This window comes from Fluviicoccus sp., assembly GCF_030646115.1.
GTDB lineage: Bacteria > Pseudomonadota > Gammaproteobacteria > Pseudomonadales > Moraxellaceae > Fluviicoccus.
The window spans coordinates 53,324-67,454 of sequence record NZ_JAUSMX010000032.1 but is presented as its reverse complement, the minus strand read 5'-3'; the positions used below and the strand labels follow the sequence as shown (position 1 = coordinate 67,454).

Here is a 14,131-nt window from a genome sequence, read left to right as displayed (position 1 = left end):
TACTCCTCTCAATGCCATACAGCGCAGCCAGAACCGGTTAGCGAAGCGAACGCACTACCCGGACATGGAACAGCCCTCTTTTACTGAAATTGCCGGCATAGCCGAAATCAAAGGAGACTATCCACGCCTCTTGGCCATTACCCGCCACCGGTGATGAACTCGCATATGCGCCGGCCATCGTGTTCGGAAAATAAAACGCCTCTATCGCGGCCGCTGTCGTTACCGGCTTGCCGTAATCGACCAGACCGACCAGTTCGCTTCGGCTGGGCAAACGCCAGTCCTGAAAGCCGCAAAGCCCCTGAAGGTTGATCTTCTCCACGAACGCCTGCGTATTTCCCCCTCCGTTTTCCACCCCGGAGAAGCCGCCGTTGGTGTCGGAGTCGGCGTTAAACCATGTATAGACGTTATCCTTGTCACGGTAGCCGCCATCGTCTGTTTTAACTTCCCACATCAGACCGGTGTGGTTGTCGCGCACGCAATGCCAGCTGGCGGCGGATTCCGGCAATATTTCGCCGTTTACTCCCACCTTGGTGAAGTCAAAGCCGCCGCGGCCGCCTCCGGTCTTGGCCAACCGGCCCTGGGCCGCCAGCGCATCCCGACCGGCTTCCCCGTCCTGATTCAGGCCGCCCCACAAGCCAAGTCCGGCCGTGGCGCAATCGCCCAGCAGGGAACTGCTGTCATAACAATCGGTGATACCGGTGTCATTGAGCAGGCCGCCCTCCACCGGATCAATACCCGCTGCATAAACGACAAAAGCCTGCCGGGCCAGCAGATTGTCATCACTTTCCGCAATGGACAGCATGTCATTCAAAGACATATCCATGGACAGGGTTCGGGGCGTAAACACATAGATACGCCGCGAGGCGGTACTTTCAGACAACAATTGCGAAACACCGTCCAGGCAGCTTTGGCAAGCCAGTTTCAGATCCGGGGGCAGATCCTTGCCTTCCAGCTCCACCCTGACCGGCTGGCCAAACCGGGGGGAAGCCGGTTGCAGGGAAATACGGTTCACCACCACCCCGATATTCGACGTATCGATGGTTTTGCTGCGTGAGGACTGCAACTGCAGCGCATCCGTCACCTGCAAGGAAACCTGATAACTGCCGCAGCCCGCATAGGTGTGGCTGACCGTCCCGCCCGCAGATACCGGCGGAGTACCGTCACCAAAGTCCCATTGATGCATCCGGACTGAATTGACGTCCGGGTACGACATGACCTGGGCCGTCGCCCTGAACGTCACCGTGCGGCATTTGACGGCATCCCAACTGAAATCAACCAGGGGCGGAATATCCGCCAGGGCCAGTGTTTTCTTGATGCTTCGGATCTGTCCGTGCTTGTCGGTCACCCGGAGCACCACCACATGTGCGGCAGGACTGCTGACCGGAAAATCATGCACAAACTGGACATGGTCCCGGTCAAGGGCAGGGGTATAGCTGACGCCGTCCACCAGGAACTCCCAGCGGCGGATGTCCTCGGGAGCCGTCAAGCTGAACGTCGGCTGAATATTGAACACCACCGTCACCTGATTGTTGTCCAGCGCCGTCACGGCGTAGTCAAAACCCGGACTCAACACCGGCACATTGAAACAGACCGGCTCCTCCGACAGCGGTGTCTGGGTTCTATACCACGTCGAACCATTCAAGCCCTCCCGGCCGGTTTCCGCCGGGAATTGCTGCCGGAACCCGTGCGTATCGCCGTCACCCATCCTGAGCTGCGCCGTGGCAATCAAGCCGGCGCCGATCTCGGCATTCCAGCAGCCTTTGCCGGTGACCAGCGGGCTGTCCAGGCTTTTCCAGGCCATTCCTCCCTCCACCAATCCGCTCAGCCGGGAACTCTCCCCGACAAAAGCTGCCGTATTGGCAAAGCGTGCGCCGCCCAGGAACGCATCCACCTCCGTCGTCACCCCGAAGCGCTGCTCCAGCCGCACCTTGCCTTTGAGAATCGGGGCCTCCAGCAGGTTTTCCTGAGGATTAAGCCCTTCCAGGCGGTTGAATCCGCTGAGTTCGAAGCGTTTGACGGCCGTGTTGAACATGCTTTCCACGCCAAAATCCAGGTTTCCCGGATTCTGCCGCACAGCCAGCTCAGCGCTGTCAGCCGGGTCTTCACCGCCCAGCTCCACCGTCCCGTCCGAAGCCAGGCTGACCCAGAGAATGAATCCGCCCGGCCGGGTTTCCGCCAGCTTGCTGTCATTGGCACCGGCACCAGGGGCAACAGGTGTCCGGGCATTGATGGGAATGCCGACCAGCGGCAAACGCCCTTGCTTGTCGACGCCATCCAGCCCGGCGGCGGTAAAGTCTATGCCCAACTGATTGAAGGCCGCCTTTTCCAGCGCATCCCAGGCCTTGGCGTTGGCCAGGGCAGCCGAACCGTCTGAGGCCGGTAATTTCATGTTGCCCTTGAGGGTCGCCGAAAACGAGGTGATGCCGCGCGTGCGCATCTTGAAGGACTTCAACGGCTCGCCGCTGCGCTTAACGTCATAGTCCAGATCCTTTTCCACCACCAGGTTCCGGGCTTCATACGTCACGCTCAGCACCACCTGATCACCCTTGGTGGCCAGGTTGTCATCGCGGTCATAGATGACACGGTCATAATTCAACTTGAAGGAAGCGCCGTTGGCTCCGTCTGTTCCGGTAATACGGGGATTGGCGTCCGGGTCCTCCGGCCAGAAACCGGTGGACTGGACGGCCGCAACGGGAGCGGCCGGGGCAAAGCTCATGCTGACTTCGGCGCCGGGGGCGGCGATCACGCCCAGCACATTGGCGGGCGATACCGTTTCAACCGTGTGCTCATTGATTTTATCGAAGACTTCCGTCAGCAGCACCGGGGTCAGGACCACATCAACCTGTCCGCCACGGGGCGTCAGGGCTGTCACCTTGCCGGACAGGCCGAAGGGGTAACGGCTGTCGCGGCCGCCCGGCAGGTAGACCACTTTTCCAACCGCCAGATCCTTGAGCAGCGGTGCATCGGCGGCCAGGGTCAGGGTCTTTTTACCGGCTGCCTGGCGGGTGACGGCAGACAATTTGCCGGCATCCTGAGCGGTGATGACCACGGTATTGGCGTTCAGGCTGGCTGCCGCGCTGTTGGCCAGCGGCGTTGGGGCAGTGCTGCCGCTGCTGTCACCGCCGCCTCCGCCGCAGGCTTGCAGCATCCAAGCCGTCAATAAAGCCATTATCAGCTTGACCATGTTGTCCGGATGCATGGTTTTCCTCGGGATTTTATTATGAATATCTTATGGCGGCGCAGGGCATCCAAAGCGGCCCTTTCCCCAAAAACCAAAAAGCCCCAAACCGGTCCGGCCTGAGGCTTTCCCCCGTTCCGGCACACCGGAACGGTAAAATATGGAGCGGGCGAAGGGAATCGAACCCTCAGCTCTAGCTTGGGAAGCTAGGGTATTACCACTATACGACGCCCGCAACGAGCGACGATTGTAGAAGGCGGCACGGGGGAAGGCAAGCACTGCCTTCCCCTTCCACGGCTCAGTCGGGAATCCAGTTGCCGTGAAAGCCCATCGGCACCCGCACCCCCAACTCGATCACCGCCTGCGGCTCCCCGCCCAGATCCCCGGCGTTGACAATCACCACCTGGCTGCGCGCCCGCGCCAGGTCATAGACATAGGACAACAGCCAGCCGTCATTCTCGGCGCTGCCAGCGGAGCGCGGCACAAACACCACCTCGCCAGTGGCATGGCTGGGACCGTAATGGTGAAAATCGACCGCGCCGGTCTGCAGGTCATGACGGATCAGCGGCTGCGGCTGCTGGTTGTCGATATCAATACCTGCCGAATAGGCATAGCGGTAAGGCTTGCCAGTCAGGCGCTCGTCAAAACGCGGGAATTCCTGTCCCCGCTCCGACAACACCGTGCGCTGCACCCGCCGCGTGGCGTTGTCCAGTTTCCAGCGCTCGAAGGTGACTTTCTGGCTTTCCGGGCCGTGCAGCGAACGGTCGAACATGCGCTCATGCACCACCACATCGAGAATGGCGCTGCCGTCCGGCAGATCGTAGGCGTTGCAGGGGTGGAAGACATAACAGGGATCAACGCTGAACCAGCGCACTTCCTCCGCCCCGCCCTGCTTCGGCAGCAAGCCGACGCGCGCCTCGTGCTTCGGATTCCAAGCATAAGGCAGGCCGGAGCCCTGCAGCATCGACCTCACCGAGAATGTGACCGGCAGGTCAAGAATCACCACCTGACTCTGGGTGATAGCGCAGTCGTGGATCATGGGGCCGTGGCTGACCGGCACGTTGACCTGCCGCGCCACCTGCCCGGCCGGGTCAATGACAACGTGCTGCACCCGGTTCTGGTACAGCGGGTCATAGCAGACGGCATGCAGATGGCCGGTGTCCGGATCCAGATGCGGGTGGGCGGAAAAGGCGGCGCGGATGCTGCTGTCGAACAGGCCGTGCTTGACGGTGTTCAGCTCGCCATCCATTTCCACCGGAAGTGCGCCCGCCTCCACCAGCGCCCACAACCGACCGGCATGGCCGACGATGTTGGTGTTGACCACCTCAATGGCCCCGCGACGCGAACCGGGAGCTTTCGGCCGTCCCAGCGCCTTGTTGACGCCGTCCACGCCCACCCAGCGGTTGCGGTACCACTGCGCCTTGCCGTCGCGCAGGCGCAGGCCGTGCACCATGCCGTCGCCCAGGAACCAGTGGTAGGAGGCGGGGTTGGGCACGTTCAGCGGATTGGGTCCGATGCGCGCCAGCAGACCGTTCAGCTCCTTGGGAATCTTGCCGGTGACCTTGAGGTCGGTGACGGTGCTTTCCACGTTGACCGGGGCCAGCGCACCGCGCAGGAAGGGATTTTCGGCGTCGTAGGGCACGCGCTGCTGCAAGCGTTTGATCAACCAGGCGGTGCCGCGTTCGGCCAGGGCTTCGGCTGTGGACATGGGATTCCCTCGGATTTTCTGACTATTGTTTATGCATCATGCGGCCTGATATTGACAACGTCAAGTTCAAAAGGGGACGACCGGATGTGTGGGATTCATCTTCTAAATAACCAGGCCAAATCCCGGGAATTTAGCTAGAATTCAAGGAATATCCTACCGGGAGATGTCCATGCGCCTCGCCCCCCTGCTGCTGGTTTTGACGGCCTTGTCACCCTTGACCCTCCATGCCGACGAGGAAGACGGCGGGTCCGTTCCGGCAGCCCCCCGGCCTTGGCGGACGGTGATTGTTGAAGGCTATATCGGCCTGTTTGCCGGCAACGCCCCGGCGGACAGCAATGCAGTCACCGCCACCAGCCAGTGCTTTTTCTGTGCACCAGTCACCGCCACCCACACCGTCAGCTACGACAGCGGCAAAACGGAAGGCTTGCGCACCGGCCTGTGGCTGGGTGAAAAGAGGGTGCAGGGCGGCATAGGCTTCGAGCTGATGCGCGGCAAAGCGGAAGGTGATCTGGCCGAGGCCAACTACACCGCATTCAACATCACGCCGATGCTGCGGGCGCTGTTGCTGCATTCTGAACGGTTGCCCGACCTGCGGGTGCATGGCTACGGCGGCCTGCTGCTGGGCACCGTACGTGACGGCGAAGTACGGGTGAAATTCCCGGAATTCGGCGGCACGGCCGGTGGTCCGGCGGAAGGCAGCAGCTCGGGGGTTATGTCTGGTGTATCGCTCAGTTATGGTCAACTGGTCATCATGGCGGAAATACGGAACCTCTCGTCACGCTTGAAATTCAACTATCTGGGCGACAGCGGCGACCTGAAACTGGCGGGCAAGCAGACCGTGGTCGGCCTGGGCTGGAAATTCTAGAGGCGGGCCAACTGTCATCGGCCTGTCATGCTATATTTCTATAATTCCGGAAATATCAAAACGAAGGTTGCCAACATGCCGCTGACTTCACCCGACGCCGTGACCCGGCTGGCCGCACTGGCCCAGGAAACCCGTCTCGCCATTTTCCGCCTGCTGGTACAACAGGGTCCGGAAGGACTGCCGGTCAGCCGCATCAGTGAAGGGCTGGACGGACTGCCGGGATCGACCTTGTCCTTCCACCTCAAGGAATTGCAGTACGCCGGACTGGTGCAATCGCGGCAGGAAGGCCGCTTTGTGATCTACACTGCTCATTATCCGGCCATGAACGAACTGATCGGCTTCCTGACCGCCAACTGCTGCAATGGCGAAGCCTGTGAACTCAACCCCGCAGCCGCCTGCTGCTAAGCCACCCCTTCAAGGAGAATCACCATGACCATCAAAGTCGGCATCAACGGTTTCGGCCGCATCGGACGCCTGGCGCTGCGCGCCGCCTGGGACTGGCCGGAACTGGAATTCGTGCAGATCAACGACCCAGCCGCTGACGCCGCCACTTACGCCCACCTGCTGAATTTCGACTCGATACACGGGCGCTGGCGCCATGAGGCGCACGCCGAGGACAACGATCTCGTCGTCAACGGCCGCCGGCTGGCGGTGACGGCTAACAAAGCCATTACCGACACCGACTGGTCCGGCTGCGATGTGGTGATCGAGGCCAGCGGCAAAATGAAGACCGTCGCCGTGTTGCAGGACTACCTGAAACAGGGCGTGAAGCGCGTCGTTGTCTCCGCGCCGGTTAAGGAAGCGGGTGCTCTGAACGTGGTGATGGGCGTCAACCAGCATCTGTTCAACCCGGCCCTGCACCGCATTGTCACCGCCGCCTCCTGCACCACCAACTGCCTGGCGCCGGTGGTGAAGGTGATCCACGAGCATCTGGGCATCCGCCACGGCTCCATCACCACCATCCATGACCTGACCAACACCCAGAGCCTGCTGGACCAGCCGCACAAGGATCTGCGCCGCGCCCGCGCCAGCGGCATGAGCCTGATTCCCACCACCACCGGCTCGGCCACGGCCATCGCGGAAATCTTTCCGGAACTGAAAGGTCGGTTGAACGGCCACGCCGTGCGCGTGCCGCTGGCCAACGCCTCGCTGACCGACTGCGTGTTTGAAGTAGAACGCCCGACCACGGCGGCGGAAGTGAACGCCCTGCTGAAAGCCGCCTCGGAAAACGAATTGAAGGACATCCTCGGCTATGAAGAACGGCCGCTGGTGTCAATTGATTACCGCACCGACCCGCGCTCATCGATCATTGACGCCCTGTCAACGATGGTGGTGAACGGCTCGCAGGTGAAGATCTACGCCTGGTACGACAATGAATGGGGCTACGCCAACCGCACTGTCGAACTGGTGAAGCTGGTGGGCGCGGCATGACACCGGCGGTTCGCCAGTACCTGCTGGTTACCGGCAATTACTGGGCCTTCACCCTTACCGACGGCGCGTTGCGCATGCTGGTGGTGCTGCACTTTCATGCGCTGGGTTACTCGCCGTTGCAGATTGCGGCACTGTTCCTGTTCTACGAATTCTTCGGCGTGGTCACCAACCTGCTGGGAGGATATCTGGGGGCACGGCTGGGACTGAACCGGACCATGAATATCGGGCTGGGATTGCAGGTCGGCGCGCTGCTGATGCTGACCGTGCCCGCCGCACTGCTGACGGTGCCGTGGGTGATGGCGGCGCAGGCCTTGTCCGGCATCGCCAAGGACCTGAACAAGATGAGCGCGAAAAGCGCCATCAAGCTGCTGGTGCCGGCCGGTGAGCAAGGCAAACTCTATTACTGGGTGGCGGTGCTGACCGGCTCGAAGAACGCGCTGAAGGGCGCGGGTTTCTTTCTGGGCGGCCTGCTGCTGGCCGGGCTGGGCTTCAGCGGTTCCGTGCTGGCGATGGCGGCGGTGCTGGCGCTGGTGTGGATGGGCAGCCTGATCGGGCTGAAGCAGGATCTGGGCAAGAAGGCGGCCAAGCCGAAATTCCGCGAGCTGCTGTCGAAAAGTCCGGCCATCAACCGGCTGTCCGGCGCACGGTTGTTCCTGTTCGGGGCACGCGATGTCTGGTTCGTGGTGGCGCTGCCGGTGTACCTGAGCACGGTATTCGGCTGGAATGTGCAGCAGGTGGGGGCGTTTCTGGCGGCTTGGGTGATCGGTTACGGCGTGGTGCAGTCCTTCGCGCCTTACCTGACCGGCAAGCGTCAGGGCCGGGTGCCGGACGGAAAAACCGCCTTCGGCTGGGCGGCGGCGCTGGCGGGCATTCCGGCGCTGATCGCGCTGGGGCTGACGTCGGGCCTGTCGCCGTGGCTGATGGTGCCGGGCGGTCTGCTGGTGTTCGGGGCGCTGTTTGCGGTGAATTCCTCGCTGCACAGTTTCCTGATCGTGTCCTGGGCCAAGGCCGACGGGGTCTCGCTGGACGTCGGCTTTTATTACATGTCGAACGCGCTGGGGCGGCTGATCGGGACTATCCTGTCGGGCTGGGTGTTTCAGCAGTGGGGGCTGGAGGCCTGTCTGTGGGTGTCGAGCCTGTTCGTGCTGTTGGCGGCCGCCATTTCGGCCGGATTGCCCAGGCAGGAGCCTGCCCATGTTTGAATGGCTGAACAACCAACTGCTGCGCATGGACTGGCTGGCCGCACTGGTGCGCTTCCTGCTGGAAAGCGGCGGCCTCGACACCACGACCCGGCTGGGCGGCAGCCTGCATTTCTTCATCTACGACGTAATCAAGATCTTCATCCTGCTGGGGGTGCTGATCTTCAGCGTCTCATGGATCCAGAGCTACTTCCCGCCGGAACGCACCCGCCGCATCCTTGGCGGCCTCACCGGCCTGCCGGCCAACATCGCCGGGGCGCTGCTGGGCACGCTGACGCCCTTCTGCTCCTGTTCGTCGATCCCGCTGTTCATCGGCTTCACCAGCGCCGGGCTGCCACTGGGCGTCACCTTTTCCTTCCTGATTTCCTCACCTCTGGTGGACCTGGCGTCGGTGATCCTACTGGCCAGCATCTTCAACTGGCCGATTGCCATTGCGTATGTCGCCACCGGCGTGGTGCTGGCGGTGATCGGCGGCACGATCATCGGCCGCCTGAAACTGGAAAGCCAGGTGGAGGGCTTTGTCTTCCACAGCCCGGTGGTGGACATTCCGCAGGACGAGCTGACCCGCCGCGACCGCCTGCGCTTCAGCACTGACCAGGTGCGGGACATTGTGCACCGGGTGTGGCCCTACATCCTGATCGGCGTCGGCATCGGTTCGCTGATCCACAATGTGATTCCCCGCGACTGGATACTGGCGGTGCTGGGACACGACAAGCCGTGGTCGGTGCCGCTGGCGGTGCTGGTGGGCGCGCCGATGTATGCCGACATCTTCGGCACGCTGCCGATTGCGGAGGCGCTGGTGGCCAAGGGCGTGGGGCTGGGCACGGCGCTGGCCTTCATGATGGCGGTGACGGCGCTGTCGCTGCCGTCGCTGATCATGCTGAAGAAAGTGGTGAAGACGCGGCTGCTGGCCACTTTCCTCGGCATCGTCATTAGCGGCATCCTCATCATCGGCTATGCCTTCAACGCCTTCAGCGGCTATTTACTCTGAAAAACACACTCCGGGGAGATATCAACATGATCATCAAGATACTGGGTTCGGGTTGCAGCAAGTGTCAGGCCCTGACCGAAAACACGCGCAAGGCGCTGGCAGACAACGGACGCGAGGCGGAAATCGTCAAGGTGACAGACTTTGCTGAAATCGCGGCGCACGGCGTCATGTCGACCCCGGCGCTGGTGGTGGACGGTAAGGTGGTGTCAGTGGGAAAAGTGCTGATGCCGGGCGAAATCGGAAAGTTCCTGTAACCCGGACAGGCGGGGCTTAAGCCCTCGTTAAGCAAGACGGGCGGCAATACCCTATAATCACCGGTCCGCCGCCAGCCCCCGATGACACTGAATGGACCAGCCGAATTCCACCGTCCGCACCCGGCTCCGAGCCCTGCTCACCCGCAGGCCCGAGATTTCAACGACCCGCTTGGCCCTGATTGTCAGCCTGTTTTCATCGATTGCCTGCAATGGCAGCCTGTGGGGCAAACTGCTGGCGCTGCCCTCCGGCGGCACACTGGGCGGCTGGGGATTCCTGGCCGGGATGTTCGTGCTGGTCACGGCCCTGCAATTCTTCCTGCTGTCCTTGCTGCTGAACCGCTGGACGGCCAAGCCGCTGCTGACGGTGATGTTTTTCCTGACGGGCGCCACGGTCTACTTCATGAACCGCTTCGGCATTTATGTCGACAGCGCCATGGCGCAAAACTTTCTGGAAACCGACTTCCGGGAAGCGCGCGACCTGCTGGCGTGGAACATGCTGCCGTACATAGCCGTCTACATGCTGCTGCCCTGGGCGCTGCTGTGGCGCATCCGTATCCAGCGGCCGCCGTTACGGAAAAGCTGGCATCACCGGCCGCTGGCCCTTATGGCTGCGCTGGCGGTGGTGGCGGTCTCGTTTTATCCCATCTCCAAGCAGCTGGTGCCGCTGATGCGGGAGCAGAAAACCCTGCGCTACCTGATTACGCCCAGCAACTACATTTATTCGCTGGCGCGGGTCACCATCCTCAAGCCGCGCATTATCAATCGCGGGCCGCGAACCGTAGTGGCCCCGGACGCCGTGCGCCCGCCGCATGCCCCGGACCACAAGCCGCTGCTGCTGGTGATGGTGGTGGGCGAAACCACCCGCGCCGCCAACTGGGGGCTGAACGGCTATGCCCGGCAGACCACGCCGGAACTGGCGGAGCGCCAGGTCATCAACTTCCCTGATGTCACCAGTTGCGGCACCAATACCGCCACCTCCCTGCCCTGCATGTTCTCGGTCAACGGCCGGCGGCATTATGATGAGGATGTGATCCGGGGCAGCGAGTCGGTGCTGAACGTGTTGCAGCGCACCGGCATCCGCGTGTTGTGGCGCGACAACCAGTCCGGCTGCAAGGGCGTTTGCGAGGGTGTGGAGGAACACCTGATGGCGCGGCTGAACGACCCGGCGCTGTGCCACAACAAGGAATGTTTCGACGAAATTTTATTGACGGGCCTGGATGCGGAAATCCGCAACACGCCAGACGACATGGTGGTGGTTCTGCACCAGATGGGACTGCATGGCCCGGCTTATTACCAGCGTTACCCGCAGGCCTACCGGCGCTTCACCCCCACCTGCGACACCACGCAACTGGAGACCTGCACCCAGGCGCAGATTACCAACACCTATGACAACGGTGTGCTCTATACCGACCATGTGGTCGCCGGGGCCATCGACTTCCTGAAAACCCAGTCCGCCACGCGGCGCACCGCGCTGATCTATGTTTCGGACCATGGCGAGTCGTTGGGGGAAAACGGCATGTACCTGCACAGCATTCCCTTCTCTATCGCTCCCTCGACCCAGACCAAGGTGCCGATGGTGATGTGGTTCGGGAATGACTTGACGGTAAGAGACGACTGCATGCGGCAACGGACGCAACAGGCGGCGACCCATGACAACCTGTTCCATACGCTGCTGGGCATTGCCGGGGTGAAAACCACGGTTTATGAAGCCGCTATGGACCTGACAGCGGGTTGCCGCACTGCGCCTTGATGCGGGAGGGAGGGCAACGCCAATATCGTGACCCCTTTTTCCTGACTCAGCAAAACCAGTTGTTGCTTCACACATCGCATGGCATGCTATAAAAAACTGACAAGAGTCAGTAAATATACTCAGGATGATTCTTAATGATTGCACTACCAAGGAATTTTTCACCACCGCAGTTGGCGTTTATTCAACAAACCTATCTGATTTTTTTGGTCGGCTTGAGCAGTATGTTTGTGCTGGGTCTGTTTTCTTACTTTGTATTGCCGCAGTCGTTGCGCTGGCCGTTGGGCTTGATCGACTCCTTGCTGTGGATCGTCTGTGGATGGTTTGGCCTGCGTCAGCCGATTAAGCTGATTTTTCCGGTTTTTATTGTGATTACAGGGCTGTTTTTTGGTCAGCTGGCACGCGCAAATGCAGGGCTATTCATGACCTCAGCCGTGCTGAGTATGTTGGCGTTTGCCGCCGTGACCGCCTATGTGTTTTCTACAGATCGTGACTTCAGTTTTTTGCGCGATAAGTTGTCGTATGGGTTTTGGTTCTTGATTGCTGGAAGCCTGCTGCTGCTGTTTATCAAAGTCAGCTTTTTAAGCTTGCTGCTCGGCATCGTCGGCACAGTGATTTTTATTGGTTGGTTGTTGTATGACACCAGTCAGATTCTGGATCGGATGGATGGGGACTATCCACCAGCATCAGGTGCGTTTGATTTGATGATGGATATTGTCGGTTTGCGCAGTTGGATCGAGAGCTTGTTGCGCCATTTTGATTAATCACGCCGCTCCACCTTCACCACAATGCCGCCCTTGCCAGTCAGCGCACTGCCCAAGGCCTGCATCAGCGCCACAATGAACCACGCCCCTAACGCTGACCAAAACCCGGCCAAATGGAAGCCCGGCAGGAACCAGGCGACAAGGCCCAGCGTAGCGGCATTCACCACGAACAAAAACAACCCCAGGGTAATGAGGGTAATGGGCAGGGTGAAGAAAATCAGCACCGGACGCACCACGGAATTGGCAATGCCCAGCAACAGCGCCGCCCAGAACAGGGTGCTGTAGTGGTCGAAACGAACCCCCTCCATCAGGTAATCGGCCAGACCGAGACCGCAGGCGCTGAGCAGCAAGCGCACCAGCATTTGGTAGAACATGAAGTAATCCTCGCCAGACTGGAATCCGGCTGACAAACAGCCGGTGCACAATTGTACGGCAATACCACCCCGTGCGACGGCCAACTGGCCGGACAATCACACGCCCAGACCGGCCAACAAACGCTCACCGGCCAGCGCCACACTCTCCGCGTCATCCGTGCGCACGGTCAGGGCATGCGTCCGCTCCCCGGCATCCAGAGCGTCACGATTCGCCCGTTGCTGCCGGATTACCGCCAATGTGGCATCCGAAGGATCGACACCTTCCGCCTGACGTTGAGCCAGCCGTGCCTCGACCACTGCATCATCGGCCTCGCAATCCAGAATCCGCCACGGAACCCCCAAACCGGCTGCCAGCGCCGCCGCATCAGCACGCTGCGGCCGTTTGAGGAAGGTGGCGTCCAGCACCGCCGGATAGCCGGCGGTGAGGATTGCGCGGGCCAGTTCCAGTAAACGGCGGTAGGTGGCGGCGGTGGCCCCGGCATCGTAAATGCCCTGCGTCAGTTGCCCCTGCAATGCAGGCGGCTGTTGCCCCAGCAGCCGCTTGCGTTCCACGTCCGAACGCAGGCGCACCGCCCCGCCAGACTCCACCAACGTCATCGCCACCCGGCTCTTGCCCACGGCGGACACCCCGCAGGTCATGGCCAGGAAACATGGACGGGGTAAGCCGTAACTTTCGGCCAGCGCGGCATAGCGCCGGTATTCCGCCAGAATATGCTGCCGCGTCAGTGCATCCGGCCCCTGCCCCAACCGCAACAGGTTGACCTTGGCTCGCACCAGCGCGCGGTAGGTCTTGTAGAAGTCCATGACCGTCAGGGCGTCGTAATCGCCGCTGTGTTCCAGCCAGCCGTTCAGGAAGCGCGCCGCCAGCCCTGGCAGGCGGCGGCTTTCCAGATCCATGACTAGGAAAGCCGTGTCCGAGGCCACATCGATCAGCCGGAAGGCGTCGTTGAATTCGATGCAGTCGAAAGGGGTCGGTTGGCCGTCAATCAGGGCGATGTTTCCCAGGTGCAGGTCACCGTGGCATTCGCGGATGCGGTCGTCGGCTATGCGGCGGGCCAGCACCGGCTGCAGGCGCCCGTAAGCCTGCCGGGTACGGGCTTCCAGCCGGTCCAGTTGCTGCAGGTCGGCCTCATCCTGCAACAACGGCCGGATCAGCACGAAGTTCTGCTGCATGGGCGCATACAGCGCGGCGGCATGACGCTGGGCGTGACCTGCCGGGGCGGGCGGTGTGTCGGCATGAAAACCGGCCATCCGTTGCGCCAGCGCATCCAGGCAGGCTGCGGTCAATTCCCCGCGTGACTGCACCGCATCCAGCAGCTGCGACTGCGGGAATTCCCGCATCTGCACGGCATATTCAAACGGCGGGCCTGCCCCATCCAGCACCGGCGACTCCGGCGTGCCGCCAATCCTCACTACGCGCCGGTAAAGATCGCCGGACAGACGGCGGTTCAATTCCACTTCACGTTCGCAGTAAAAGCGGCGGTCATCCGCTTTCGTGAAATCCAGAAAGCCGAAATTGACCGGCTTCTTGATCTTGTACGCGAATTCCCCGGTCAGCAGCACCCAGGAAATATGGGTTTCCAAGAGCTTAAATCCCTGTACCGGATGCGGGTATAAAGC

The 14,131-nt window shown here is 61.3% G+C and carries 12 protein-coding genes and 1 tRNA gene; 8 read left to right on the top strand and 5 right to left on the bottom strand.

The genetic code is table 11. The features are described 5' to 3' along the window. Positions 1 to 37: 37 nt before the first annotated feature. The 3 genes from Q7T36_RS17440 to Q7T36_RS17430 form a co-directional block, all read right to left on the bottom strand. Complete coding sequence (locus tag Q7T36_RS17440; protein ID WP_304851811.1) at positions 38 to 3,199, bottom strand: DUF1566 domain-containing protein; 3,162 nt, start codon at positions 3,197 to 3,199, stop codon at positions 38 to 40. Positions 3,200 to 3,339: 140 nt separating this feature from the next. Next, a tRNA-Gly gene (locus tag Q7T36_RS17435) sits at positions 3,340 to 3,413 on the bottom strand. A gap of 63 nt (positions 3,414 to 3,476) precedes the next feature. After that, on the bottom strand, positions 3,477 to 4,886 hold the full coding sequence (locus Q7T36_RS17430) for a carotenoid oxygenase family protein (protein ID WP_304851807.1): 1,410 nt from the start codon (positions 4,884 to 4,886) through the stop codon (positions 3,477 to 3,479). A gap of 169 nt (positions 4,887 to 5,055) precedes the next feature. Here Q7T36_RS17430 and Q7T36_RS17425 point away from each other — a divergent pair, with 169 nt between their 5' ends. From Q7T36_RS17425 to Q7T36_RS17390, 8 genes are all read left to right on the top strand, one after another. Further along, positions 5,056 to 5,751: a hypothetical protein gene (locus Q7T36_RS17425; RefSeq protein WP_304851804.1), complete on the top strand. Its 696-nt coding sequence runs from the start codon at positions 5,056 to 5,058 to the stop codon at positions 5,749 to 5,751. Between the two features lie 81 nt (positions 5,752 to 5,832). Then, positions 5,833 to 6,156 carry a helix-turn-helix transcriptional regulator gene (locus tag Q7T36_RS17420; RefSeq protein ID WP_304852048.1) on the top strand — a complete coding sequence of 108 codons (324 nt, stop codon included), beginning with the start codon at positions 5,833 to 5,835 and terminating at the stop codon, positions 6,154 to 6,156. A 24-nt stretch (positions 6,157 to 6,180) separates the two neighbouring features. Beyond that, positions 6,181 to 7,182, top strand: a complete 1,002-nt coding sequence (locus tag Q7T36_RS17415) for an ArsJ-associated glyceraldehyde-3-phosphate dehydrogenase (RefSeq protein WP_304851801.1) — start codon at positions 6,181 to 6,183, stop codon at positions 7,180 to 7,182. Continuing rightward, positions 7,179 to 8,384 carry an organoarsenical effux MFS transporter ArsJ gene (arsJ, locus tag Q7T36_RS17410; protein WP_304851798.1) on the top strand — a complete coding sequence of 402 codons (1,206 nt, stop codon included), beginning with the start codon at positions 7,179 to 7,181 and terminating at the stop codon, positions 8,382 to 8,384. Before Q7T36_RS17415 ends, arsJ begins: the two co-directional genes overlap by 4 nt. Further along, a complete protein-coding gene (locus tag Q7T36_RS17405; protein ID WP_304851795.1) occupies positions 8,377 to 9,372 on the top strand; it encodes a permease in 996 nt (331 codons plus the stop codon). The genes arsJ and Q7T36_RS17405 overlap by 8 nt, the downstream gene beginning before the upstream one ends. A gap of 26 nt (positions 9,373 to 9,398) precedes the next feature. Continuing rightward, positions 9,399 to 9,626 carry a thioredoxin family protein gene (locus tag Q7T36_RS17400; RefSeq protein ID WP_304851792.1) on the top strand — a complete coding sequence of 76 codons (228 nt, stop codon included), beginning with the start codon at positions 9,399 to 9,401 and terminating at the stop codon, positions 9,624 to 9,626. Positions 9,627 to 9,717: 91 nt separating this feature from the next. Next, a complete protein-coding gene (locus Q7T36_RS17395) occupies positions 9,718 to 11,376 on the top strand; it encodes a phosphoethanolamine transferase (protein WP_304851790.1) in 1,659 nt (552 codons plus the stop codon). A gap of 134 nt (positions 11,377 to 11,510) precedes the next feature. After that, positions 11,511 to 12,137 (top strand): Bax inhibitor-1 family protein, encoded by a 627-nt coding sequence (locus Q7T36_RS17390; protein WP_304851787.1) that lies wholly within the window; start codon positions 11,511 to 11,513, stop codon positions 12,135 to 12,137. Here the strand turns inward: Q7T36_RS17390 and Q7T36_RS17385 are convergent. Both Q7T36_RS17385 and Q7T36_RS17380 read right to left on the bottom strand, forming a co-directional pair. Next, entirely contained in the window at positions 12,134 to 12,511 is a 378-nt protein-coding gene (locus tag Q7T36_RS17385) for a phage holin family protein (RefSeq protein ID WP_304851783.1), read from the bottom strand. The genes Q7T36_RS17390 and Q7T36_RS17385 overlap by 4 nt on opposite strands. Before the next feature lie 96 nt (positions 12,512 to 12,607). Then, positions 12,608 to 14,095 (bottom strand): bifunctional aminoglycoside phosphotransferase/ATP-binding protein, encoded by a 1,488-nt coding sequence (locus tag Q7T36_RS17380; protein ID WP_304851780.1) that lies wholly within the window; start codon positions 14,093 to 14,095, stop codon positions 12,608 to 12,610. Positions 14,096 to 14,131: the final 36 nt, after the last annotated feature.

Excerpts from the sequence above, each read along its gene's own strand:
- Q7T36_RS17440 (WP_304851811.1), bottom strand. The coding sequence starts at position 3,199 with ATGCATCCGGACAACATGGTCAAGCTGATAATGGCTTTATTGACGGCT.
- Q7T36_RS17430 (WP_304851807.1), bottom strand. The coding sequence starts at position 4,886 with ATGTCCACAGCCGAAGCCCTGGCCGAACGCGGCACCGCCTGGTTGATC.
- Q7T36_RS17425 (WP_304851804.1), top strand. The coding sequence starts at position 5,056 with ATGCGCCTCGCCCCCCTGCTGCTGGTTTTGACGGCCTTGTCACCCTTG.
- Q7T36_RS17415 (WP_304851801.1), top strand. The coding sequence starts at position 6,181 with ATGACCATCAAAGTCGGCATCAACGGTTTCGGCCGCATCGGACGCCTG.
- arsJ (WP_304851798.1), top strand. The coding sequence starts at position 7,179 with ATGACACCGGCGGTTCGCCAGTACCTGCTGGTTACCGGCAATTACTGG.
- Q7T36_RS17405 (WP_304851795.1), top strand. The coding sequence starts at position 8,377 with ATGTTTGAATGGCTGAACAACCAACTGCTGCGCATGGACTGGCTGGCC.
- Q7T36_RS17400 (WP_304851792.1), top strand. The coding sequence starts at position 9,399 with ATGATCATCAAGATACTGGGTTCGGGTTGCAGCAAGTGTCAGGCCCTG.
- Q7T36_RS17395 (WP_304851790.1), top strand. The coding sequence starts at position 9,718 with ATGGACCAGCCGAATTCCACCGTCCGCACCCGGCTCCGAGCCCTGCTC.
- Q7T36_RS17390 (WP_304851787.1), top strand. The coding sequence starts at position 11,511 with ATGATTGCACTACCAAGGAATTTTTCACCACCGCAGTTGGCGTTTATT.
- Q7T36_RS17385 (WP_304851783.1), bottom strand. The coding sequence starts at position 12,511 with ATGTTCTACCAAATGCTGGTGCGCTTGCTGCTCAGCGCCTGCGGTCTC.